Source organism: Sphaerisporangium dianthi (assembly GCF_042654065.1).
Lineage (GTDB): Bacteria > Actinomycetota > Actinomycetes > Streptosporangiales > Streptosporangiaceae > Sphaerisporangium > Sphaerisporangium dianthi.
Genome location: NZ_JBHSFP010000012.1, coordinates 17,945 through 40,495, shown reverse-complemented (window position 1 = coordinate 40,495; position 22,551 = coordinate 17,945). Strand labels below are relative to the sequence as shown.

The following is a 22,551-nucleotide window of genomic DNA, read 5'->3' as shown; positions in this document are numbered from 1 at the left end:
CACCGCGGCCGTCATGCGCATCGCGACGCGACCGCGCCGTGCGCAGAGCCTGCGGCGATCAAGCGAGCGGGGCCTCTGCCGGAGATGATCGAAGCTCTTGTTAGGGTGATCAGGGTGACGCACGCACGCGCTGAGCGCGCAGCACTGACCGACCTCCTCGACCGTCTCGGACCCGACGCCCCCACGCTGTGCGCCGGGTGGACGACCGCCGACCTGACCGCCCACCTCGTCCTGCGCGAGCGCCGGCCGGACGCCGCCGGCGGCATCGCGATCAAGCCGCTCGCCGGCTACACCGCGTCCGTGCAGAACAAGATCAAAACCGGCAGGAGCTACCCCGAGCTGGTGGACGCCGTCCGCCAGGGACCGCCCCGGTGGTCTCCGTACGGCTTCCTGCCAGGGATGGACGATCTCGTCAACACGCTGGAGTTCCTCGTCCACCATGAGGACGTGCGCCGGGCCCAGCCCGGCTGGCAGCCGCGCGAGCTGCCGGCCGACCTCACAGAAGCGCTCTGGAAGCGGGTGTCGGCCGGCGCCCGCCTCATGCTCCGCAAGGCACCGGTGGGCGTGGTGCTGCGCCTGCCCGACGGCCGCAAGGCGGGCGGCAAGAAGGCCGAACCGCACGTCATCGTGACCGGCGAGCCCGTCGAACTGCTCATGTTCGCCTTCGGCCGCCAGGAGCACGCCCGCGTCACCTACGAGGGCGACCAGCCCTCCGTCGACCGCCTCCGCACCGCCGCCCTAGGCCTCTGACCCACCGCGGCGCCCCCTGCGTCAAGGGCGGAACCGGTCGGGGCGAGTTTTCGTTGATGCCGGCATGGCAGGCCCGGCGACGGCCACCGCGTCGGGCGGGGCACGCCTGGCTATGATCAATCCGGGGACCTGACCGGTCCCCGGATCGGGCGTCCCGCCCTCCGGGCAGGACCACGCCACAGGTTCGCGGGAGGGAGTCCGATGCAGACCAAGAAGGTGCTCATGTACCTGGCCATCGCCTTTGTCGTCTTTTATCTCTACTCCCGCCCCGCCGAGGCCGCCGGCGCGGTCAGGGGCGTCTTCGACGGCATCACGACCGGCGCGAGCCGCCTCGCCCTGTTCTTCTCCAGCCTCACCGGCTGAGCGTCCCTCTCGGCGGATCACCACTCATGACCACCGGCTGGAAGACGATCGAGGTTCCCGGCGCCCGGTTGCGGTACGCCCTGCGGGGCACCGGCCCTCTCCTGCTGCTCATCGCGGGCGGCGACGGGGACGCCACCACCAGCGCAGGCCTGGCGTCCCAGCTCGACGACAGGTACACGGTCCTCACCTACGACCGCCGCGGCCTGTCCGGCAGCGCGATCACCGGCCAGGAGCGGCCCCTGACCCTCACCACGCACGCCGACGACGTCCACCGCCTGCTCGCCGCGCTGACCTCCGAGCCCGTCCAGGTCTACGGCAGCAGCCTCGGCGCCATGGTCGGCCTGGAACTGGTGTCCCGGCACCCCGGTCAGGTGAGCGTCCTGGTCGCCCACGAACCGCCCGCCTTCCAGTTGCTCCCCGAGCCCGAGCGCTCGGAGGCCAGGCAGGCGCAGCGCGACATCGAGGACACCCACCGGAACGAGGGCGTGATACCGGCCCTGCGCAAGTTCGTGGTCCTCGCGGGCCTGGACCTCACCGACCGCGAGCCCGACGCTCCGATCAAGGCCCCGGGGATGGACCGCCTCGCGAACCTCGAGTTCTTCCTCTCCAACGACGCCCCGGCGGTCCGCCGCCACGAGCTCGACATACCCGCACTCAAGGCCGCCTCCACCCGCGTGGTCGCCGCCGCCGGCGCGACCTCGGCGCGCATCTGGCCGCACCGCTGCGCGCGCCTGCTCGCCGAGGCGCTGGGCGCGCCCTGCGTGGAGTTCCCCGGCGGCCACAACGCGGGCGTCCTGCGTCCCCGCGCCTTCGCCGCCCGCCTCCACGAGACCCTCGCGCGCGAGCGCCCGCTGCCCGCCTGACCACGTCCGCGCCCCGGCGAGACCCGGCGTTCCCCGCCGCCGTTGCCCGAGCCGGCCTTTCGATCAGCGGGCGATCTTCGATCGGCGCGGGGCCCGCGGGCGGTGGGGCGGCGGGGTGAGGGCGTCGCGCGGCGGGCCGGCGGCCGGCCCCGCGAACGTGCTCAGCTCTTCTTGTTCATCGGGATCAGGCAGAGGACCCAGCCGACGCCGCCCGACTTGGGGCCTTCCCAGTAGGCCGAGGTGACCTTCTTGTCGCGGCACATGGTGAACCTCTTGTCGGCGTTGAACTGCGCCTCGGTCTTGCCGTCGACCTTCTGGGAGATCTTCCACTCGACGGTGGCGTCCTTGCAGTCGACGACCTTGAGGGTGTTCTCGCTCTGCCCGGACATGCAGTCGCCCGCGTGGGCGATTCGCGGAGCGCCGGTCACCTGGTCGCCGATCGCCCCGGCGCCTTCCCGCACGGCGAAGACGCCGCCGATCTTCACGACCGCGATGACGACGAAGATGGCCACCGCGCCGAGCGCGCCCAGCAGCTTGCCGGTCTTCTTCTTGGCCGGGGCCGGGGTCTCCTCGGGCTGCCACTGGCCGCCACCGCCCTGCTGCGCGTAGGGGTCCTGACCTTGCGGCAGGCCCTGGCCGTACCCGGCGGCGTACTGCTGCCGGGCGGACTCCTGCCCGGCCTGCGCCCCCTGCTGGTAGGGGTCCTGCGCGTGACGCTCCTGGACCTGGGTCTGCTGGTACGGGGACTGCGCCTGGGCATGGGCCTGCTGGTGGCCGCCGTAGCCGTCCGCACCCTGCTGACCGCCGTACCCGCCCTGACCGCCGGTGTGACCGGTGGCGCCGTTGACCGCCTGCCCCTGCTGGGCGCCCTGACCGGCCTCGCCGTAACCGGGCTGGGCACCGTAAGCGGGCTGGGCACCGTAAGCGGGCTCGCCGTAACCGGGCTGCTGGGCGCCGTGGCCGGGCTGCGTGCCATAACCCTGCTGCGCGCCGTAACCCTGCTCGGAGCCGTAACCCTGCTGGGAGCCGTAACCGGGCTGGGAGCCGTAGCCCTGCTGCGAGCCGTACGCCTGCTGGGCGGCGTAGCCCTGCTGCTCCTGCTGCGCGGTGTACCCGCCCTGCTGGGCGGCGTAAGGGTCCTGCCGGTCGGCGTATCCGCCCTGCTGTGACGTATACGCGCCCTGCTGACCCGCGTGCGCGCCATGAGCGCCCGTGTGCGCGCTCCCACCGCCCGCGTAGGCACCCTCACCGCCCGTGTAGGCGCTCTGGCCGCCCGGGTAGGCGCTCTGGCCGCCCGGGTAGGCGCTCTGGCCGCCCGGGTACGCGTCCTGCGGTCCCGTGTAGGCGCCCTGACCGGAGGCGTAGGCGTTCCCCTGGGCGCCGTACGCCGCCTGCTGGTAGCCGTCCTGCGCCGTCTCGCCGTACGGGGACCGCTGCTGGTGCGCGCTCTGCTGCCGGGTGCCGTAGCCCAGGCCGAGGGGATCCTGGCTCAGCGGGTCCTGGCCCGGATAGGTCTGCCCGGCGGGCGCGGCCTGGTTCGGGTCCTGCGGCGCGGCGGCGCCGTACGGCGACGAGGACTGCTGCGGGTAGGACCCCTGCTGGTGCGCTCCCGGATAAGGTGAGCCCTGCTCGTAAGGCGAATCCGGCTGCTGAGGACTGGAGGGAGAGGTCACGGGAGATCCTTGTGTCTGCGGCACCGTAGAAGGACCCGCATGACCGTAGCGGATCACCACGCGACATGCGAAGACATTCCAGCATTCGAGAGGTTTGGACCGCTCCCAAGGGGGTAATGGGCGCCACCGCACCCCACGCGATTGCTAGCGCACCGGATGACCCGCGGCGCGCAAGGTGTCCTTCACCTCGGAGATCTTGAGCTGGCCGAAGTGGAAGACGCTCGCGGCGAGCACCGCGTCCGCCCCCGCGGCCACCGCCGGCGGGAAGTCGCCGAGCGCGCCCGCGCCGCCGCTGGCGATGACCGGCACCGTGACCGCCGCCCGCACCGCCGTGATCATCTCAAGGTCGTAGCCGTCCTTGGTGCCGTCCCCGTCCATGGAGTTGAGCAGGATCTCGCCCACGCCCAGCTCCTGCCCGCGCCGCGCCCACTCGACGGCGTCGATGCCCGTGCCGCGGCGGCCGCCGTGCGTGGTCACCTCGAACCCCGACGGCGTCGGCTCGCCGCCGACGACCCGCCGGGCGTCCACCGACAGCACGATGCACTGGGCGCCGAACCTGCGCGAGGTCTCGGTCAGCAGCTCGGGGCGGGCGATGGCCGCGGTGTTGAGCGCGACCTTGTCGGCCCCGGCGCGCAGCAGCCGGTCGACGTCCTCGACCGCCCGCACTCCCCCGCCGACGGTCAGCGGGATGAACACCTGCTCGGCGGTGCGGCGGACCACGTCGATCATGGTCTCTCTGTCGCCCGAGGAGGCGGTGATGTCCAGGAAGGTGAGCTCGTCGGCGCCTTCGGCGTCGTAGCGACGCGCCAGCTCGACGGGGTCTCCGGCGTCCCTGAGGTTCTCGAAGTTGACGCCCTTGACGACCCGCCCGGCGTCCACGTCCAGACAGGGGATCACCCGTACGGCGACGCTCATGCCCGCACCGCCGACAGGGCCTCCTCCAGCGTGAACGCCTGCGCGTACAGCGCCTTGCCGACGATCGCGCCCTCCACGCCCTCGGGGACCAGCGTCGCCAGCGCGCGCAGGTCGTCCAGCGACGACACGCCGCCGCTGGCGATCACCGGCTTGTCGGTGCGCGCGCACACCTTGCGCAGCAGGTCGAGGTTGGGGCCGCGCAGCGTGCCGTCCTTGGTGACGTCGGTGACGACGTAGCGGGGGCAGCCGTCGGCCTCCAGCCGGTCGAGCACCTCCCACAGGTCGCCGCCCTCCTGCGTCCATCCGCGCGCGGCCAGCGTGGTGCCGCGCACGTCCAGGCCGACGGCGACGCGGTCGCCGTACTCGGCGATGATCTTCGAGCACCAGGCCGGATCCTCCAGCGCGGCGGTGCCGATGTTCACCCGCCGGCAGCCGGTGGCGAGCGCGGCGGCCAGCGACGCGTCGTCGCGGATGCCGCCCGACAGCTCCACCTCGACGTCCAGCGTCCCGACGACCGAGGCCAGCAGCTCGCGGTTGGAGCCCCGGCCGAACGCGGCGTCCAGGTCGACCAGATGGATCCACTCGGCGCCGGCGCTCTGCCAGGCCAGGGCCGCGGCGAGCGGGTCGCCGTAGGAGGTCTCCGTACCCGCCTCGCCCTGCACGAGGCGCACGGCCTTCCCGTCCGCGACGTCCACTGCGGGCAACAGCACCAGCGACATTGTTCTAGGACCTCCGGTCGAATATGACGGTGACGAGCACCGGCAGCATCAAAATGGACAGCACCAGGACGCCTACCCTGGCCGCCCAGCCATCGAGCAGCAGCCAGGCGATCACCTGGACGAGCACGAACAGCACCGCGACGACGGTGTTCTGCGCGCGGTGGCGCCGGGCGATCAGGCCGCCCTGGCGGGCGACGCGCACCGGGCGGGGCACCGCCGCTGCCAGCCGGGCGCGCAACCTGCGCCGCCTGGCCTTCCGCGCCTCTCTTTCTGCGCGCAGGGCGGCCTGACGGGCGTTCTCGGCCTCCCGCTCGGCGCGGCGGCGCGCGCGTTCCTTGCTCACCCGGCCGCCTTCAGCCCTTGGAGCACGTCGCCGCCGGGCGTAACGCCGGCGGGCGGGACGAGACGGGCGCCTGCCGGGACATCACAGTGTGCCCACCCAGTTGCGCAGCAGGACCGCACCCGCGTCGCCGGACTTCTCGGGGTGGAACTGCGTGGCCATGAGCGGGCCGTTCTCCACCGCCGCGACGAACGGCACGCCGTGCTCGGCCCAGGTGACCAGCGGCTGCTCGAAGCCGGGCCCGGCCTCCAAGTCGAACTTGCGCACCCCGTAGGAGTGCACGAAGTAGAAGCGCGTCGCGGCGTCCAGCCCGGCGAACAGCACCGACCCCTCGGGCGCCTGGACGGTGTTCCACCCCATGTGGGGCAGGACCGGCGCGTCCAGCCTCTCGACCACGCCGGGCCACTCGCCGCACCCCTCGGTGTGCTCGCCGTGCTCGACGCCCTCGGCGAAGAGGATCTGCATGCCGACGCAGATGCCGAGGACCGGGCGGCCTCCGGCGAGACGGCGTCCGATGATCTGCTCGCCGCGCACGGCCTTCAGCCCGCCCATGCAGGCCGAGAAGGCGCCGACCCCCGGGACGACCAGGCCGTCGGCCGCCATCGCCGCGTCGAAGTCGGCGGTCACCGTCACCTCGGCCCCGGTGCGGGCCAGCGCCCGCTCGGCCGAGCGCAGGTTGCCCGAGCCGTAGTCCAGGACGACGACGTTCACCACCACAGCACCCCCGCGGTGATCGACAGCGCGGCCCCGACGCCGCAGACGACGGCGCCGGCCTTCATGCCCTGCCTGACGAACGAGACGACGCCGCCGATCAGGAAGAGGCCGAGGAAGACCATGGCGACGGCGGTCCAGTTGGAGCTCACAGGACCCCCTTGGTGCTCGGCACCCCGGTGGCGCGCGGGTCGCGCTCGCTGGCCGCGCGCAGCGCCCGGGCCAGCGCCTTGAACTGCGCCTCGACGATGTGGTGGGCGTTGCGCCCGTAGGGCACGCGCACGTGCAGGCAGATCGCCGCCTGGGCCACGAAGGACTCCAGGATGTGCCGGGTGAGCGTGGTGTCGTAGTCGGGCCCGATCATCGGCGCCATGCCCTCGGGCTCGGCGTGCACCAGATAGGGGCGGCCGGACAGGTCGACGGTGACCTCGGCGAGCGCCTCGTCCAGCGGGCACGAGGCATTGCCGAACCGCCTGATGCCCGACTTGTCGCCCAGCGCCTCGCGGAACGCGGCGCCCAGGGCCAGGGCGGTGTCCTCGATGGTGTGGTGGGAGTCGATGTGCAGGTCGCCGTCGGTCTTCACGGTCAGGTCGAACAGGCCGTGCTTGCCGAGCTGGGCGAGCATGTGGTCGAAGAAGCCGACGCCGGTGGACACCTCGACCTTGCCGGTGCCGTCCAGGTCGACCTCCACCAGCACCGAGGTCTCCTTGGTCGTACGCTCGACGCGGCCGGACCTCGGCCTCGGCGCGCCTACGGCGGGACTGGTCACGCGATTTCCTCCGGGTCTTCGTGTCCGGGCCTGCCGGACGCGGGGATGACGTCTGAGAAGGCCAGCACGGCCGTCAGCGCCTCGTGGAAGGCGGCGGTCTCGCCGGCCGTGCCGATGGAGACCCGCAGCCACTGCGGCGGGCCCACCTCACGGATCAGCACGCCGCGCGCGAGCAGCGCCTCCCAGACCGCGTGGCGGTCGGGGAACCGGCCGAACAGCACGAAGTTGGCGTCGGAGTCGGCCACCGACAACCCCTGCTCGCGCAGGCGCAGCACGCACGCGTCGCGCTCGGCGCGCAGCCGGTCGACGGTGCCGAGCAGCTCGCCCTGATGGGCGAGGGCGACCCGCGCCGCCGCCTGGGTCAGCGTGGAGAGGTGATAGGGCAGGCGCACCAGCAGCAGAGCCTCGATCACCGCCGGGTCGGCGGCGAGATAGCCGAGGCGCGTGCCCGCCATGGCGAACGCCTTGGACATGGTGCGGGTGACGATCAGCCGCGGGTTGCCGGGCAGCAGGGTGAGCGCGCTCGGCGTGCCCGTGCGGGCGAACTCGAAGTAGGCCTCGTCGACCACGACCATGCCCGGCGCGGCCTGGACCACCCGCTGGACGGCCTCCAGCGGCAGCGCCGTGCCCGTCGGGTTGTTGGGGCTGGTCAGGAAGACGATGTCGGGCCGGTGCTCCTCGATCGCGGCCACGGCCTTCTCGGGGTCCAGGCCGAAATCGTCCTCGCGGGCCCCGGTGATCCAGCGGGTGGAGGCGCCGGTCGTGATGATCGGGTGCATGGAGTACGACGGCTCGAACCCCATGGCCGACCTGCCCGGCCCGCCGAACGCCTGCAGGATCTGCTGCAGCACCTCGTTGGAGCCGTTCGCCGCCCACACCTGCGCCGCGTGGAGCCCGTGCCCGAGATAGGCCGCGAGGTCCTCGCGCAGGGCGACGGCGTCGCGGTCGGGGTAGCGGTTGAGGTCGGCGGCGTCGCGGCGGACCGCCTCGGCGAGGTCGGCGACCAGCCCGGCGGGAGGCCCGTAGGGGTTCTCGTTGGTGTTCAGCCGCACCGGCACGTCGATCTGCGGCGCCCCGTACGGCGAGCGGCCGCGCAGGTCGTCACGGATCGGCAGGTCGGAGAGCCGCACCGGCCTCCCGGCCGCCGGCCCCGTCGCGGCGGATCCCGTGGCGGCGGGGCCCGTGGGCGCCGTCATCGCGCACCGCCCTCGAACCGCACCCGTACGGCGGCGCCGTGGGCGGGGAGGTCCTCGGCCTCCGACAGCGCGTACACGTGGGAGGCGGCGCCGGCCAGCGCCTCGCGGCTGTAGTCGACCACGTGGATGCCGCGCAGGAACGTCTGCACCGACAGGCCCGAGGAATGGCAGGCGCAGCCGCCGGTCGGCAGCACGTGGTTGGACCCGGCCAGGTAGTCGCCCAGGGAGACCGGGGCGTAGGCGCCGATGAAGACCGCCCCGGCGTTGCGCACCCGCGCGGCGACCGCGTGGGCGTCGGCGGTCTGGATCTCCAGGTGCTCGGCGGCGTAGGCGTCGACCACCCGCAGGCCGTCGTCCAGGGACGACACCAGCACGATGCCCGACTGCCGGCCCGACAGCGCCTCGGTGATGCGCTCGGAGTGCTTGGTGGCGGCCACCTGCGGCGCGAGCTCGCGCTCGACGGCGTCGGCCAGGGCCTCGCTGGTGGTCACCAGCACCGCGGCGGCGATCACGTCGTGCTCGGCCTGGCTGATCAGGTCGGCGGCCACGTGGGCGGGGTCGGCGGTGTCGTCGGCGAGCACGGCGATCTCGGTGGGGCCGGCCTCGGAGTCGATGCCGATGCGGCCCTTGAGCAGCCGCTTGGCGGCCGCGACCCAGATGTTGCCCGGCCCGGTGACCATGGTGACCGGCTTGCACTCTTCGGTGCCGTAGGCGAACATCGCCACGGCCTGGGCGCCGCCAACGGCGTACACCTCGTCGACGCCGAGCAGCGCGCACGCCGCCAGGATCGTCGGGTGCGGCAGCCCGCCGAAGTCGGCCTGCGGCGGCGAGGTGACCGCCAGGGACGCCACACCGGCCTCCTGGGCGGGCACGACGTTCATGACGACGCTGGAGGGGTACACGGCACGGCCGCCAGGGACGTACAGGCCCACCCGGTCGACCGGGACCCAGCGCTCGGTGACCGTGCCGCCGGGCACGACCTGGGTGGTGGTGTCGGTGCGGCGCTGGTCGCGGTGCACCAGGCGCGCGCGGCGGATGGACTCCTCCAGCGCGGCGCGGACTGCGGGATCGAGGGCGGCGAGCGCCTCGGTGAGCGCCGCCGGCGGCACGCGCGTCGAGCCGAGCTCCACACCGTCGAAGCGGGCGGTCCACTCCCGTACGGCCGCCACGCCCCTATGGCGCACGTCGTCGCACAGGGGCCGCACCTTCGACAGGGCGGCCTCGACGTCGAGCTCGGCGCGGGGCAGCACGTCGCGCAGGTTCTCCGGAAGGGACCCGCGCATGTCGATACGGGATATCACCGGACCAGTCTACGGAGGGTGGCGGTCCATTCCGGCGCACGTCCGCCATTCGGGACGAAGCCTTTACATTGTAGATTTTGAAGTGCCGTTAGGCTGGTGGCGTGAGCAAGACCAAGAGCAAGGGAGGCCAAGGCACTCCCGCCACCGTGGCCCTGGCCAAGGCCGGGGCCGAGTTCACCCTCCACCCCTACGACCACGACCCGAACGCCCAGGCGTACGGCGAGGAGGCCGCCGACGCGCTCGGCCTGCCGCACGAGCGCATCTTCAAGACGCTCGTGGCCGAGGTCGAGACCGGGCTCGCCGTCGCCGTCGTGCCGGTCGCCGGCAAGCTCGACCTGAAGGCGTTCGCCTCCGCCCTGGGCGGCAAGCGGGCGGCGATGGCCGACGCCGCCAAGGTCGAACGGGTCACCGGCTACGTCGTCGGCGGCATCAGCCCGCTCGGCCAGCGCAAGGCCCTGCCCACGGTGATCGACTCCTCCGCGCTGGACTTCGAGACGATCTACTTCTCCGCCGGCCGCCGCGGCCTGCAGATCGAGACCTCCCCCGCCGAACTGATCCGCCTGACCAAAGCCACCACCGCACCCATAGCCAAGGCCCCCTGACCCCCCATCCAATCGACACGCCCCCGAACAGCACCCCCGCCCCGTCGCCCTTCCCACCTCCCACCTCCCCCCTCGTCTCGGCACCCTCACCGGCGCCGGATCGGCGGGACGGCAGACGGCGAACACGGCGCCGCCGTACGGCGCAACGCCCACCCACGTACCCGACTTGGAACAGCACCCCCCAGCCCCGCTCCCCCCTCGTCTCGGCACCCTCACCGGCGCCGGGTCAGCGGGACGGCAGACGGCGAACACGGCACCGCCGTACGGCGCAACGCCCACCCGACCCCAGGACCACCCGCCCCCCGACGACGACGTATCTCCGAACCACCCACTCCCCGCCCCCGGCACTCTCATCGGCGCCGGGTCGGCGGGACGATGGACGGCGAACACGGCGCCGCCGTACGGCGGGCGACTCGGCCCGGTGCGCCGGCGGGGCGGGTGTGTTGGCAAGGCTTGCCGTCGCAGCCGGGCACACGACCGTCCAGACTGGGCTGGTGAGACCGGCGCGGCGGGGCGGCGGGGGCGCGAAGGCCGGAGGAGCGAAGGTTGAGCGAGCTGTACTACTTGTCCGCTGTGGAAATGCTGGCGCTGCTGCGCGAGCGGCAGGTCAGCGCGGCCGAGTTGACCGAGGCCCACCTGCGGCGCGTCGAGGAGGTGGGCGGCGAGGTCAACGCGATCGTCACGCTCGCCGCCGACCAGGCGCTCGCGCAGGCCCGCCGGCTGGACGAGGGCCTGGCCCGCGGCCACTGGCAGGGCCCCCTGCACGGGCTGCCCATCGCGTTCAAGGACCTCACCGACACCGCGGGCATCCGCACCACCTACGGCTCGCGACTGTTCGCCGACCATGTGCCGGCGGCCGACGCCCTGGTCGTCCGCAGGGCACGCGCGGCCGGCGCGGTGACGATCGGCAAGACCAACACCCCCGAGTTCGGCACAGGCTCCCACACCGTCAACGAGATCTTCGGCGCCACCCGCAACCCCTACGACACCGGCAGGAGCGCGGGCGGCAGCAGCGGCGGGGCCGCCGCCGCGCTCGCCTCGGGCCTGGTGGCGCTGGCCGACGGCTCCGACATGGGCGGCTCCCTGCGCAACCCGGCCTCCTTCTGCAACGTCGTCGGGCTGCGGCCGACCCCGGGACGGGTCCCCGATGCCTCCCCCACCGCCGCGTGGTTCACCCTCAGCGTTCCCGGCCCGATGGCGAGGACGGTCGGCGACGCCGCCCTGCTGATGAGCGTCATCGCGGGCTTCGCGCCCACCTCTCCGTTCGCGGTCCGCGAGGACGGCTCGGTGTTCGCCCAGCGGCTGGACACCGGCGTCGAGGGCCTGCGGGTCGCCTGGAGCCCCGACCTCGGCGGCCTGCCGGTGGACCCGCGCACCGCCGCCGTGACCGCGCGGGCGCCGGGCGTGCTGTCCGGTCTCGGCGCCAAGGTCGAGCAGGTCGGCCTCGACCTGTCCGACGCCGAGGACGCCTTCCGCATCTACCGCGCCTGGCACTACGCGAGCACCTTCGGCGACCTGCCGCGCGACCTGCTCGGCCCGAACGTCGCCTGGAACGTCGAGCAGGGGCTCAAGGTCACCGGAGCCGACCTCGCCCGCGCCGAGCGGCTGCGCAGCCGCCTGTTCCAGCGCATGAACGCCTTCTTCGAGACCTACGACGTCCTGATCTGCCCCGTCAGCCAGGTGCCGCCCTTCCCCGTCGAGCAGCCTTACGTCACCGAGATCGACGGCACGCCGATGCCGGACTACCTGGCGTGGATGCGCTCGGCGTACTGGATCAGCGTGCTGCACGCGCCCGCGGCCTCGGTGCCATGCGGGTTCACCTCCGGCGGGCTGCCGGTGGGCGTGCAGATCGTCGGGCGGCCGTGGGAGGACCTCACGGTGCTGCGCACCGCCCACGCGTTCGAGCAGGCCACCGGGCACGGGAACCGCCGGCCGCCGCTCGGCCCCTGACGGCCGCGGCCCGGCCGGCCGCTCACCTGCCGGAGTCGCCGCCCTGCGGCGCACCCGGCGGCTCACCGGCATCGGGACCTGGCCGCCTCTGGCCGAGCTCGCCGCCGGGAGCGGGTTCGCCGGGACGCCGCTCGCCCCGTGGTGCCCGGGCCTCGTCCGACGCGGCCTCGTAGGACCCCCCTGCGTACGGTCGCCCCGCGAACGGCTCCCCCGCGAACGGTTGTCCCGCGAACGGCTCTCCCGCGAACGGCTGGCGCAGCGGCGACTCGCGGTAGCCGTCGACCGACTCGACGATGCCGAAGATCGCCACGGCCACCACCGCCCAGGCCAGCAACACCCCGTGCGCCGTGATCGAGAGCACGTTCACCGTGGCGCCGAGGCCGGCCGAGCCGGCGCCCGGGGCCGCGGCCTGGATGATCGAGCCGCCGATCGAGGTGCCGACGCTGAGCGCGAGCCACCCGGCCACCAGGCCGCCGACCGCGAGGCCGGCCAGCAGGGCGAGCGGGCGTCCCTTGCGGCCGAGAAGGTAGGCCACGATGCCGCACGCCAGCCCCGCCACGCCCGTGATCAGGGCGAACCAGCCGTCGGCGGCGATCAGCGACTGCGTCGTGGGGTCGGCGAGCTGGGGGCCCGTCTTGGTGACGACGTACGGGGTGCGAGGGGCCAGAGCCGACCACAGGAACCCGGCGGCGACCCCGAGGAGCGCCAGCACGACGACGGTGAGCCCGAAATCTCGCAGCTGCCGCACCCGATCACCCCGCCTGTCGTCTTCCTGCACCCGCGTGCGGACCCCATATGGTACCGAGCCGAGCCGCATATGGTACCGAGCCGAGCCGCCCGGCGGCGCCTTAGGTCGTGAGCGGCGGCCCGGTTAGGCTGTCCCCCGTGAGCGACGAGGTATGGCTGATCGAACCTTCCGGGCCTCTGCGGGGGGACGTCGAGGTACGCGGTTCCAAGAACGCGGTGTCCAAGCACATGGTCGCGGCGATGCTCGGCAGCGGCCCGAGCACGCTGCACAATGCCCCCGAGGTGGGCGAGGTCGGCATCACCGCCGCCATGCTCGAAGCGCTGGGCATCGAGGTGGCGATCAACCAGCGTGAGATCACGCTGGAGCGCGGCCCTGAGATCCGCCCCCGGGTCCCCGCCGCCTTCACCGGGCTCAACCGCATCCCGATCCTGATGCTGGGCCCGCTGCTCCACCTGGCCGGCGAGGCGTTCGTGCCCCTGGTGGGCGGAGACCCGATCGGCCGCCGGCCGGTCAACTTCCACGTCGAGGCGCTGCGCGCGATGGGCGCGGAGGTCGAGGTCGGCGACGACGGCATCACCGCGAAGGCCACCCGGCTGCGCGGCGCCCGCATCGAGCTGCCCTACCCGAGCGTCGGCGCCACCGAGACGATCCTGCTGTCGGCCGTCCTCGCCGAGGGCAAGACCGTCATCAAGGGCGCGGCCACCGAGCCCGAGGTCGTCGAGCTGGCGCTGTTCCTGCAGCGCATGGGGGCGCGCATCGAGCTGAGCCCCGACCGCCGCATCGTCATCGAGGGCGTCGACCGGCTGCGCGGCGCCTCCACCTGGCTCGCCGGCGACCGCATCGAGGCGTTCTCCTACCTGGTGGCCGGGCTCATCACCGGCGGCGAGGTGCGCGTGCACGGCTGCCCGCAGGACCGCCTGGTCACCGCCATCACCACCCTGGCCCGCATGGGCGCGCAGTTCGACATCACCGACGACTGGCTGACCGCCTCGGCGCCGAACGGCCTGCGCGCCGCCGCCGTCCAGACCGACACCCACCCGGGGTTCATGACCGACTGGCAGACGCCGCTGATGGTCCTGTTCACCCAGGCCGAGGGCATGTCGGTGCTGCACGAGACCGTCTTCGAGAACCGTCTGGTGTACGTGCCCGCCCTGCAGAAGATGGGCTGCGAGATCGAGATCTTCGACGTGTGCCTGGGCGGGCCCGCGTGCCGCTACCACGACACCAACGCCAAGCACTCGGCCGTGGTCAGGGGCGTGTCCCAGCTGCGCGGGGCCGACGTCACGCTGCCCGACATCCGCGCCGGGTTCTCGGCGGTGCTCGCGGCGGCGGTCGCCGAGGGCACCTCGACTCTGCGGGGCGTCAACCACATCGAGCGCGGGTACCACCGCGTTTTCGACCAGTTCACCTCACTTGGCCTGAAGATCAACCGGGAAGCGTAAAGACTCCGCGGGGAGGCGTTTGCCGGGGTTCTCTCGGTCGCACGTCTATTGCGTGACCTTGCGACCAGGCGGCCGCCGCGTGCCCGGCGGCGAGTCCTCAGCGTGCCGGGAGCATCCGGTGCTGGTGGGCGTCGCGGTGCTGTGCGGGGCGGGCGTGGCCGGCGGGCTGCTGGTCGCCGCGCTCGCCCTGCCGGCGGTCGGCGGGGCGGGCATCCTGACGCGCAGCGCCGCCCACGACCTGTTCGAGGTGCCGGCGATGCTGCGCGAGGCGCCGCTGCCCGAGCGCAGCCGGCTGCTGGACAAGGACGGCCGGCAGTTCGCCCAGTTCTACGTGCAGAACCGGCAGTCGGTCGACATCGGCAAGATCGCCCCCGTCATGCTCAAGGCGATCGTCGCCATCGAGGACGCCCGCTTCTACGAGCACGGCGGCCTGGACGTCAAGGGCACGCTCCGGGCGATCATCACCAACACCCGGGCGGGCAGCATCCAGCAGGGCGGGTCGTCGCTGACCCAGCAGCTGGTGAAGAACGTGCTGCTGCAGAACGCCCGCTCGGAGAACGAGCGCGACCAGGCGCGGGCGCCGAGCGTCCGCAGGAAGCTCCAGGAGCTCCGGTACGCCATGAGCCTGGAACGCAAGTACACCAAGGACCAGATCCTGGTCCGCTACCTGAACATCGCCTACTTCGGCGGGGGCGCGTTCGGCGTCCAGGCCGCCGCGCATCGCTTCTTCGGCACCCCGGCGGCGAAGCTGACCCTGGAGCAGGCCGCGACCCTGGCCGGCGCCGTGCGCACGCCGTACTTCACCGACCCCACCTTGGGCGCCGAGCACAAGGAGCGGCTCATGGAACGCCGCGATCTCGTCCTCGACCGCATGGCCCAGCTCAAGATGATCCCCCAGGTGCGCGCCGACGCCGCCAAGGCCACCCCGCTGGCGCTGCACCTGCGCCCCGAGCCCGGCGGGTGCAGCGAGAGCGACCACCCCTTCTTCTGCCTCTACGTCCAGAAGGAGGTCATCGGCAACCCGGCGTTCGGCCGGACGCTGGCCGAGCGGGAGCGCCGCCTGTTCCGCGACGGGCTGACCATCAGGACGACCCTGGACCGCACCGCGCAGGCGGCCGCCGACAAGGCCATCGCCGCGCATGTGCACCCCAAGGACGACCAGGTGGCCGCCGAGGCGATGGTCGAGCCGGGCACCGGCCGCATCCGCGCCCTGGCCGCCAGCAAGCGGTACGGGGCCAATCCGGACGAGAGCAAGGACGGGCCGCGGACGACCTACAACCTGCCCGCGGACATGGCGCACGGCGGCGGACAGGGCTTCCAGGCCGGGTCGACGTTCAAGATCTTCACCCTGGCCACCGCCCTGGCCAAGGGATGGCGGTTCGACCAGGGCTTCAACACTCCTGGCGGCTTCTCGCCGTCCTCGGGGTACAAGGACTGCTCGGGCAGGAAGGTCAACGCCCCGGGCACCGTCGTGCACAACGCCGGCGGCGAGGGCAAGGGCGGCCCGTACAGCCTGGCCACCGGCACGTGGCAGTCGGTCAACATCTTCTACATGATGCTCGAACGCGATGTGGGACTGTGCGACGTCGTGCGCACCGCCCGGTCGGTGGGCATCGCGCGAGCCGACGGGCAACCGCTCAAGGAGGTGCCGACCTTCACCCTCGGCGTCAACGAGATGGACCCGCTGACCGTCGCCGCCGGCGTCGCGGCGTTCGGCGCACGAGGACGGTACTGCCGGCCGATGGCCATCCTGGAGATCGCCGAACGGCACGGCCGCCGCACCGGCATCGCGCCGAGCTGCACCCAGGCCGTCGAGAAGGACGTCGCCGACGCCGTCAACCACATCCTGACCGGGGTGTTCACCAGGGGCACGATGAAGGGCCAGGGCATCGGCAGGGACGCGGCGGGCAAGACCGGCACCAACAACGGGTACACCTCGGCGTGGTTCGCCGGGTACACCCCCGACCTCGCGGCCGCGGTCAGCCTCGGCGACATCAGGGGCGCCTACAAGTACCCGCTGACCGATGTGGAGATCGGCGGACAGCACTATGGCGGCGTCCAGGGCGCCACGCTCCCCGGCCCCATCTGGGTGCGCTCGATGGAGCTGGCCCTCGCGCACCGCCCCGCCACCTCGTTCCACCATCCCGACCTGAACCGCTTCGGCGGCGGCTCGACGCCGGGCCTCGCGCCCGAGGACCAGCTCGCCGACCCCCGCCTCGCACCCGGCGAACGCGACGGCCGCGAACGGGGCGAACAGGACGACGAGCGCGACGAGACCCGGCCCGGAGAGCGGCGCCTGCGCCGCCACTGGCACCGCCCCGCCGACCAGCGCCACTGGCACCGCTTCTGGACCCGCCCCGAGGAGGACGCCTGGATCCCCTGGCCCGACTGGCACCACTCCCGCCCCCACCGCTACCGCCCCACCTGGGAACACCCCCAGCACCCCTACGGCCCCCGCCGGTACCGCCACCACGGCTGACCCACGCACGCAACGACCGACCAGTGCACCGACGCAAGACGCAACGACCGACCACAAAATGGTGCCTTCGGGACGCCTTATTTCAGGCGACCCTCACTTCACCGCACTCTAACCGCGCCGCAACGAACCGCCGGTGTCCCCTGAAGATGCGGACGTACTACATCAAGCCAGGCCGTCAGACCCTTCCGGCCTTCGTTTCTAGAACGAAGAGGCGCCATTCTTCCGGGGGTGAAGATGAGAGCGGGGCCGTGGGGTGCTTGCTGTCACGGACCGCCACCAGACCTGGCAAGTTACGTGCCACCTCGACGCAGTTTCCACCCTCTGAACCAGAGCGGCGCGCCTTGCGCCATTCGGCCGCCGACAGGTCCGGGGTCAGCTGGTGAGATTCCATTGATCTCGCGCATCCTTGATCATCTTGACGGAGATGCCGGTGGGATATGCCTCGGCACGTATCTGGTCATAAGCCCCCCATATATGGGTCACAAGTTCATGCTCGGTGCTTACCTCCCCTCGGCCTGCCGACTCAACCGACACGACGACGCCTCCGTCCGGCAGCTGCGCGAGCACGAATCCCGACGACAGACCCGCCGTGCAACAAGCTTCCCCGGGCACGAGTTGAATGTTGGTTCCAGATCGCTCCCTGACGGTGATCGTCGGGCATCCCGACCAAACGGCCGGTGACGCAACGCGGGGCATCCCCTGGCACGGCGCGCTGCCCGCGCGACGGCGAGCAGCCAGTGAGACGGCGCCCGCCGCAGAAAAACGCGCAGAAGGCACCATTTCCCTGAGCGGGCGGACCACGTGATCGCACCTGTTAGAGGGACAAGAAAGAGCGAGCGTGGTGGATGGCGGCGGCGGGGTAGGGGGCTGTTCTGGTCTCGTCGAACAGTTTGCCGTAGAAGTCGTTCATGACGGCGGCGACCGGGGCGTGGCGCCTGACGACCTCCGCGACCGGCTCCGGGACACCCGGGAGGTCGCCGCCGCAGGCCCCCTGTCGTACGAGTTCGAGGAGTTCCGCTCGGCCGGGCGGGCGGCTCAGGGTGACGAGCACCCGGTTGACCAGCTCCCTGGCGGCGTAGGACTCGTCGTGGCCGGCGTTCAGGCGGAGGAAGGCGCGCTCGGCGGCGGAGCACTCGAAGCCCGGGGCGGCGGCCAGGCCGAAGTCGGTGAAGTACAGGCGGCGGCCGTCGGTGAGGATATTGCCGAAATGCGCGTCGAAGTGGAGCAGCCCGTTCGCGTTCATGAAGCGGACCCCGGCGGCCAGTTCCCGATCGAGCAGGGAACACGCCGCTCCGGCGGCGTCGTCGCCGAGGGCGGCCTGCGCCTCCAGCCACCGGCTGACGTCGTGGGGAATGTACTCCAGGAACAGCACGACGGCGGCCGACGCCGATGCGACGGACTCAAGCCGCGCGCGCACCGCCGGAGAGGACTCCCAGTACGCCACGGCCTCCTCCAGCTCCGCCCCCTCTCCGGCCGCCGGGCCCGGTAGCACCCGCCAGTGATGCAGCAGCGGGAAGCCCTCATAGTGCCCGCCGAGCACCCAGCCCGTCGTCAGGACGTGCGCGGCCAGCTCACGCCACGCACCGAAGCCCGACCCGAGCCCAAGCCCGTAGTGGCAGAAGGCGGGCAGCCCGAACAGGTTCGCCGTTGATCGGATGTTCTCCGGTCGCCTCTCCAGGTCGGTGAGCGGGACCCGCTTGACGAAGACCGGCCGGCCCTCGACCTCCAGCAGCGCGGTCGCGCCGCCGACGCCGGACCCGAGGCACGGCGCGGCCTCCACGAGTTCGGCGAGCCGCCGGTCGCCGAGCGGCGCCAGGGCGCTGGAGACCACGCCATGCCGGGCCAGACGGATGACACGCGACATGTCCGGCGCGCCCGCGGATGGCTCGGGCATGACGCACCCAATTTCATGATCGACATCATGGCGGCTTCGGAGATCCTACCCGGCGGCGGGGCCGGGCCGGGGTGCGCCTTCAGTGGGAGTACGACAGCGGCGAACCGGAACCGATCCCCCTGAGCATCTACTTCGTCTTCGAAGGCGATCCCGGACCGGAGTGAGCCGCAGGCCCGAAGCCGACGGGACTAGACCCAGTAGTCGGAGGTGATGGTCCTTCCGTTCCACGTGGCGGTGAGCACGACGCGTTTGCCGTACGGGATCGAGTCGCTCACCGTGATCGGGAAGGACGCGCCCGGCTTTCCGGGGGGAATGGTGACCGTGGGGGGAACGGTGAAGCCGGGAGTGTCACTGGTGAGGGTGACAGTGGCGCCGGAGGGGTTGGGCGCTTCGCCGATGCCGACCGCCCCCTTCGCCGTCCCTCTCCTCAGGCCTCCGGCGGACAGGGCGAACTCCTTCGGAACGACCACGATGTCGCCGATGGCGATGGACGTGCCGATGTCGGCCGACGGTCTGGCGACATCGGGGTAGGACGCGAAGACACGCATGGGGAAGGAGGCGCTGGTGCTTCCTCCCGGAATCGTCACGTAGAGCGGAATGCTCACCCCGGCCCCCGCGTAGGGAGCATTGTTCGACAGGCTGACGGTGATCCCACCGGCCGGGGCCGGGGTCTTCAGCACGACGGTCCCGGTGAGCGCGGTTCCGTCGAGTGCCACGTCGGCACTCGAGCGGAACTCGGTCACGGCCCGGACGGCGGGGTCCGCGGCCAGGATGGTCAGCTTGGCGACCGTGGTCAGGCCGGAACCGGCGACCTGAGCCTTCATCTCGTAGGTCACCGTCTCCCTGGGAGCCGCGATGCGGAACGGGAAGCTGACGCTCCTGGCGCCTTCCGGCACGCGGACGTCGTTTCCTGCGGTCGCTTGGTATACGAGGTCACCGTAAAGGCTGACATACGTCCCGCCCAGAGGCGCCGGGCGCGACAGCACGATGGTCTGGACGCCTCCGTCTCCTCCGGTGATCGTGGACGGTGAGACGCTTCCGAGCTTCAGAGTGATCGAAGGAGCCGTGGCCGCTGCCGGTAAGGCGCCGACGAGGACCAGAGGTGCGGTGATCACTGCGGTCTGGACCAGCCGTGAACATCGCCTGAGTCGCATCATGTGGTCTCCCCGTGGCCGGCGTGAATTGATCTTGTTCCGGCAACATAACAACCGGGAAAGCCGACGACCACATCCGGAGAAGAGGCGTTCGCACCTCGTAAGGAATCGGATCATCCACCACACGACGCCCGCGCTCGGTGACCGCCGAGGTCCGTCCCGGCCAAGAACGAGAGGCCGGACGTCGATCAGGTCGATCGCCCGCCCGGAGCTCTTCACGTCAGCGGGCGGACGCCGAGCCCTCGATCATGCTGTGACCGGCGAGCATCCTCCCAAGGGGAAAGAGATCCGCAATGGCCGATGGTCTAACGGGCGTCGACTCGAGGACCGCGGGCCTGGCGGGCCGGGGTGGGCGGCTCGGCGGCGTGGAGGGGAACCGGGGGTTCCTCGTTCAGCACACCGATGAGCAGCAGGTCCGTCAGCCTCCGGATGGCCGAGGCCGCCCGCTCGGCCGGGAGGGCCCGGAAAGAGGTGATCGCCATCAGGGCGACGCGCGCGTCCTCGACCGACACCCGCCCGCGGACGGCGCCGTCGTCTCTGGCACGCTCCACCAGCCGCGCGAACGCCTCGGCGTGGGCGCGCCGCTGTTCGGCGAACGCCGCTCCCGCGGGGTGCGAACCGAGCAGTGCTTCGTTGAGACCTCGATCGTGCATCTGCCGTTCACCGAAGCGGACGATGACGCCGCGCAGCGCACGCCGGGAGTCCGGGTCGGCGAGAGCGGCCCGCATGTCCTCTTCGCAACGTTCGACCTGCTCGGCGAGCACGGCGCAGATGAGATCCTGACGCGACAAAAAGTGCCGGTAGACCGTGGCGACGCCCATGCCCGAGCGCCGGGCGATCTCACGCACCGGCAGGTCAAGCCCGTCCGCGGCGAACGCGGCCCGCGCGACCTCCACGATGCGCGCCCGGTTGTGCTCGGCGTCCGTCCGGCGTTTCCGAGTCAATGTGCTCCGCGCACCTCTCACTTTCCCGCTATCCGAAACAGCCGCTCCATTTCCGCTCCTACTGTAGTGCGCGTCATGTTGCCCCAGGTCGAAGAGGTGCTCGTGTTCGCAGTCCAGTTCGACCGGTTCGGTCCTCCCGAAGTGCTCTCCGTCGGCCCGTTCCCCGAGCCGCACGCGGGACCGGGAGAAGTACGGGTCAGGGTCGAAGCCGCCGGGATCTCGCCGGTCGATCTCGCGCTTCGCGCGGGAGGGTCTCCATCGAGCGAGAAAATCGCTCTGCCGCACATTCCGGGTGTCGACGCCGCGGGAGTCGTCGACGAGGTGGGGCCGGGTGTCACCGGTGTCGCGGTCGGGGACGAGGTGTTCGGCGCGGTCGACGTCGCGCGGCTGGGCGGAGCGAGCGCCGAGTTCGCCGTTCTGGCGTTCTGGACGGCGAAACCGTCGTCGATGTCGTGGGAGGAGGCCGGCGCGGGCGGTACGAGCATCGAGACGGCGACCCGGGCGCTCGACCTGCTCGGCGTGCGCGAAGGGACGACGCTGCTGATCGACGGCGCGGCGGGCGGCGTCGGCGGCGTCGCCGTGCAGCTGGCGATCGCGCGCGGCGCCCGGGTGATCGGGACGGGCGGCCCGGAGAGCCAGGACTTCATCTCCCGGCTCGCCGCGATCCCCGTCCCCTACGGCCCGGGGCTGCCCGAGCGGGTCCGCGCGCTCCACGACGGCCGGGTGGGCCTCGCGCTCGACGTCGCCGGCGCCGGCTCGCTTCCCGAACTCATCGCGATCACCGGCTCGGCGGCGTCGGTCGTCACGATCGCGGACTTCACCGGGCCGGGACTCGGGGTCCGGCTCTCGCTCGGCGACTTCGGCGGCGAGCCGAACGGACGCCACGGTCTCGCCGTCGCGGCCGCGCTCTCAGAGGAAGGACGCTTCCGCCTTCCGTTGCGGGAGGTGTTCCCCATGGCGGAGGCGGCCCGAGCTCACGCGCTCGCCGCGCGAGGGCCACGGCAGGGCAAGATCGCCCTGACCGCTCCCCATGTCCTGACGACCACCGCCTTGGCCTGACCGAACCGCCGGGTTCTCGCGGCCGTGACCTGACGGTCAGGTCCGGGCGAGGCGGCGGGTCGTCTGGTGGACGCACAGGTGGGCCGGATTCATCGATGAAGGGCCGGACGTGACCCGCTTGCCGGCGCACGTACACGGATTCTTGCTCCGGACTTGATCCCCGTAGGGCAACCGAGTCAGGATCAGTTAATTCTTCAACTACTCGGTTGGAGGGTCACTTCACGGATGAGGAGAGGCATGAAGCGCACCATCCCCGCTCTCGCCGTCGCCGCCGGTGTCCTCGGCGCCACGCTCACCGGCGTCAGTCCCGCGGCCGCGGCCGCCGTCGACTGCTCCACGGGCGGGTACACCCGGGTTCTGACCAGCTACATCCCCACAAACATGCAGCGGGGGGCGGTAGACGGTCATATCTACAACATCGCCGGTTCGCCGGCGTACACGTTAGAGGTGTGCCTCGACATCCCCGACACCTCGACGTTCACGATCGAGGTGCAGATGCGGTCCGCCGACGGGTCCACCAGGGTGTTCGTGGACGATCGGCCCGGGGACAAGGTCTTCCGCTACTCGCCCGGCCCCAACAGCTTCTGGCAGGTCTACGGCACGATGACCGGACCCGGCAGCACCTACATCTACTACACCTGGAACGACAAGCAGATCCCGGCCTGACGCGGAACGGGCC

General features: G+C 72.1%; 24 protein-coding genes. 9 read left to right on the top strand and 15 right to left on the bottom strand.

What is annotated here, in order from left to right; genetic code table 11:
• Positions 1–114: 114 nt before the first annotated feature.
• The 3 genes from ACFO60_RS18990 to ACFO60_RS18980 all read left to right on the top strand — a co-directional run bounded on the left by ACFO60_RS18990 (position 115) and on the right by ACFO60_RS18980 (position 1,976).
• Positions 115–750, top strand: coding sequence for a TIGR03085 family metal-binding protein (locus tag ACFO60_RS18990; RefSeq protein WP_380841786.1), 636 nt, complete (start codon positions 115–117; stop codon positions 748–750).
• A gap of 201 nt (positions 751–951) precedes the next feature.
• Complete coding sequence (locus ACFO60_RS18985) at positions 952–1,113, top strand: hypothetical protein (protein ID WP_380841785.1); 162 nt, start codon at positions 952–954, stop codon at positions 1,111–1,113.
• A gap of 26 nt (positions 1,114–1,139) precedes the next feature.
• Positions 1,140–1,976: an alpha/beta fold hydrolase gene (locus tag ACFO60_RS18980; protein ID WP_380841784.1), complete on the top strand. Its 837-nt coding sequence runs from the start codon at positions 1,140–1,142 to the stop codon at positions 1,974–1,976.
• Positions 1,977–2,137: 161 nt separating this feature from the next.
• On the opposite strand, the gene ACFO60_RS18975 is transcribed toward ACFO60_RS18980, so the two are convergent.
• The 9 genes from ACFO60_RS18975 to hisD form a co-directional block, all read right to left on the bottom strand.
• Positions 2,138–3,649: an LppU/SCO3897 family protein gene (locus ACFO60_RS18975; RefSeq protein WP_380841782.1), complete on the bottom strand. Its 1,512-nt coding sequence runs from the start codon at positions 3,647–3,649 to the stop codon at positions 2,138–2,140.
• A gap of 144 nt (positions 3,650–3,793) precedes the next feature.
• Positions 3,794–4,564, bottom strand: a complete 771-nt coding sequence (gene hisF, locus ACFO60_RS18970; RefSeq protein ID WP_380841780.1) for an imidazole glycerol phosphate synthase subunit HisF — start codon at positions 4,562–4,564, stop codon at positions 3,794–3,796.
• On the bottom strand, positions 4,561–5,283 hold the full coding sequence (priA, locus tag ACFO60_RS18965) for a bifunctional 1-(5-phosphoribosyl)-5-((5-phosphoribosylamino)methylideneamino)imidazole-4-carboxamide isomerase/phosphoribosylanthranilate isomerase PriA (protein WP_380841778.1): 723 nt from the start codon (positions 5,281–5,283) through the stop codon (positions 4,561–4,563). Before priA ends, hisF begins: the two co-directional genes overlap by 4 nt.
• Before the next feature lie 4 nt (positions 5,284–5,287).
• Positions 5,288–5,626: a hypothetical protein gene (locus tag ACFO60_RS18960; RefSeq protein ID WP_380841776.1), complete on the bottom strand. Its 339-nt coding sequence runs from the start codon at positions 5,624–5,626 to the stop codon at positions 5,288–5,290.
• Positions 5,627–5,707: 81 nt separating this feature from the next.
• Complete coding sequence (hisH, locus tag ACFO60_RS18955; protein WP_380841774.1) at positions 5,708–6,340, bottom strand: imidazole glycerol phosphate synthase subunit HisH; 633 nt, start codon at positions 6,338–6,340, stop codon at positions 5,708–5,710.
• Positions 6,331–6,486 (bottom strand): hypothetical protein, encoded by a 156-nt coding sequence (locus ACFO60_RS18950; protein WP_380841772.1) that lies wholly within the window; start codon positions 6,484–6,486, stop codon positions 6,331–6,333. Before ACFO60_RS18950 ends, hisH begins: the two co-directional genes overlap by 10 nt.
• A complete protein-coding gene (hisB, locus tag ACFO60_RS18945) occupies positions 6,483–7,103 on the bottom strand; it encodes an imidazoleglycerol-phosphate dehydratase HisB (RefSeq protein ID WP_380841770.1) in 621 nt (206 codons plus the stop codon). The genes ACFO60_RS18950 and hisB overlap by 4 nt, the downstream gene beginning before the upstream one ends.
• Positions 7,100–8,299 (bottom strand): histidinol-phosphate transaminase, encoded by a 1,200-nt coding sequence (locus ACFO60_RS18940; RefSeq protein ID WP_380841768.1) that lies wholly within the window; start codon positions 8,297–8,299, stop codon positions 7,100–7,102. Before ACFO60_RS18940 ends, hisB begins: the two co-directional genes overlap by 4 nt.
• A complete protein-coding gene (hisD, locus tag ACFO60_RS18935; protein WP_380841766.1) occupies positions 8,296–9,600 on the bottom strand; it encodes a histidinol dehydrogenase in 1,305 nt (434 codons plus the stop codon). The genes ACFO60_RS18940 and hisD overlap by 4 nt, the downstream gene beginning before the upstream one ends.
• Positions 9,601–9,701: 101 nt before the next feature.
• Between hisD and ybaK the strand changes: the two genes are divergently transcribed.
• Positions 9,702–10,202 (top strand): Cys-tRNA(Pro) deacylase, encoded by a 501-nt coding sequence (gene ybaK / locus ACFO60_RS18930; RefSeq protein WP_380841765.1) that lies wholly within the window; start codon positions 9,702–9,704, stop codon positions 10,200–10,202.
• A 546-nt stretch (positions 10,203–10,748) separates the two neighbouring features.
• Positions 10,749–12,152, top strand: coding sequence for an amidase (locus ACFO60_RS18925; RefSeq protein ID WP_380841764.1), 1,404 nt, complete (start codon positions 10,749–10,751; stop codon positions 12,150–12,152).
• A gap of 22 nt (positions 12,153–12,174) precedes the next feature.
• On the opposite strand, the gene ACFO60_RS18920 is transcribed toward ACFO60_RS18925, so the two are convergent.
• Positions 12,175–12,900, bottom strand: coding sequence for a hypothetical protein (locus ACFO60_RS18920; protein WP_380841762.1), 726 nt, complete (start codon positions 12,898–12,900; stop codon positions 12,175–12,177).
• Between the two features lie 137 nt (positions 12,901–13,037).
• Here ACFO60_RS18920 and murA point away from each other — a divergent pair, with 137 nt between their 5' ends.
• Positions 13,038–14,342 (top strand): UDP-N-acetylglucosamine 1-carboxyvinyltransferase, encoded by a 1,305-nt coding sequence (gene murA / locus ACFO60_RS18915; protein WP_380841760.1) that lies wholly within the window; start codon positions 13,038–13,040, stop codon positions 14,340–14,342.
• 52 nt (positions 14,343–14,394) lie between these two features.
• Positions 14,395–16,821, top strand: coding sequence for a transglycosylase domain-containing protein (locus tag ACFO60_RS18910; RefSeq protein WP_380841759.1), 2,427 nt, complete (start codon positions 14,395–14,397; stop codon positions 16,819–16,821).
• A gap of 175 nt (positions 16,822–16,996) precedes the next feature.
• Here the strand turns inward: ACFO60_RS18910 and ACFO60_RS18905 are convergent, their stop codons facing one another.
• The 5 genes from ACFO60_RS18905 to ACFO60_RS18885 form a co-directional block, all read right to left on the bottom strand.
• Positions 16,997–17,212: a DUF397 domain-containing protein gene (locus ACFO60_RS18905; protein ID WP_380841757.1), complete on the bottom strand. Its 216-nt coding sequence runs from the start codon at positions 17,210–17,212 to the stop codon at positions 16,997–16,999.
• Complete coding sequence (locus ACFO60_RS18900) at positions 17,194–17,517, bottom strand: Scr1 family TA system antitoxin-like transcriptional regulator (RefSeq protein ID WP_380841986.1); 324 nt, start codon at positions 17,515–17,517, stop codon at positions 17,194–17,196. Before ACFO60_RS18900 ends, ACFO60_RS18905 begins: the two co-directional genes overlap by 19 nt.
• 118 nt (positions 17,518–17,635) lie before the next feature.
• Positions 17,636–18,715, bottom strand: a complete 1,080-nt coding sequence (locus tag ACFO60_RS18895; RefSeq protein ID WP_380841755.1) for a protein kinase family protein — start codon at positions 18,713–18,715, stop codon at positions 17,636–17,638.
• 188 nt (positions 18,716–18,903) lie between these two features.
• Positions 18,904–19,611: a hypothetical protein gene (locus ACFO60_RS18890; protein WP_380841754.1), complete on the bottom strand. Its 708-nt coding sequence runs from the start codon at positions 19,609–19,611 to the stop codon at positions 18,904–18,906.
• A gap of 563 nt (positions 19,612–20,174) precedes the next feature.
• Positions 20,175–20,813 (bottom strand): TetR/AcrR family transcriptional regulator, encoded by a 639-nt coding sequence (locus ACFO60_RS18885; protein WP_380841752.1) that lies wholly within the window; start codon positions 20,811–20,813, stop codon positions 20,175–20,177.
• A 102-nt stretch (positions 20,814–20,915) separates the two neighbouring features.
• Here ACFO60_RS18885 and ACFO60_RS18880 point away from each other — a divergent pair, with 102 nt between their 5' ends.
• Entirely contained in the window at positions 20,916–21,872 is a 957-nt protein-coding gene (locus tag ACFO60_RS18880) for an NADP-dependent oxidoreductase (RefSeq protein ID WP_380841984.1), read from the top strand.
• A gap of 237 nt (positions 21,873–22,109) precedes the next feature.
• The gene (locus ACFO60_RS18875; RefSeq protein WP_380841750.1) at positions 22,110–22,538 is read left to right on the top strand and encodes a hypothetical protein; all 429 of its coding nucleotides are present in this window, start codon (positions 22,110–22,112) and stop codon (positions 22,536–22,538) included.
• Positions 22,539–22,551: the final 13 nt, after the last annotated feature.

What these genes read in the sequence shown, in the direction of transcription:
- hisF (WP_380841780.1), bottom strand. Translation starts at nt 4,564, where the DNA reads ATGAGCGTCGCCGTACGGGTGATCCCCTGTCTGGACGTGGACGCCGGG.
- ACFO60_RS18940 (WP_380841768.1), bottom strand. Translation starts at nt 8,299, where the DNA reads ATGACGGCGCCCACGGGCCCCGCCGCCACGGGATCCGCCGCGACGGGG.
- ACFO60_RS18900 (WP_380841986.1), bottom strand. Translation starts at nt 17,517, where the DNA reads ATGCCCCGCGTTGCGTCACCGGCCGTTTGGTCGGGATGCCCGACGATC.
- ACFO60_RS18985 (WP_380841785.1), top strand. Translation starts at nt 952, where the DNA reads ATGCAGACCAAGAAGGTGCTCATGTACCTGGCCATCGCCTTTGTCGTC.
- priA (WP_380841778.1), bottom strand. Translation starts at nt 5,283, where the DNA reads ATGTCGCTGGTGCTGTTGCCCGCAGTGGACGTCGCGGACGGGAAGGCC.
- ACFO60_RS18980 (WP_380841784.1), top strand. Translation starts at nt 1,140, where the DNA reads ATGACCACCGGCTGGAAGACGATCGAGGTTCCCGGCGCCCGGTTGCGG.
- ACFO60_RS18905 (WP_380841757.1), bottom strand. Translation starts at nt 17,212, where the DNA reads ATGGAATCTCACCAGCTGACCCCGGACCTGTCGGCGGCCGAATGGCGC.
- ACFO60_RS18895 (WP_380841755.1), bottom strand. Translation starts at nt 18,715, where the DNA reads ATGCCCGAGCCATCCGCGGGCGCGCCGGACATGTCGCGTGTCATCCGT.
- ACFO60_RS18875 (WP_380841750.1), top strand. Translation starts at nt 22,110, where the DNA reads ATGAAGCGCACCATCCCCGCTCTCGCCGTCGCCGCCGGTGTCCTCGGC.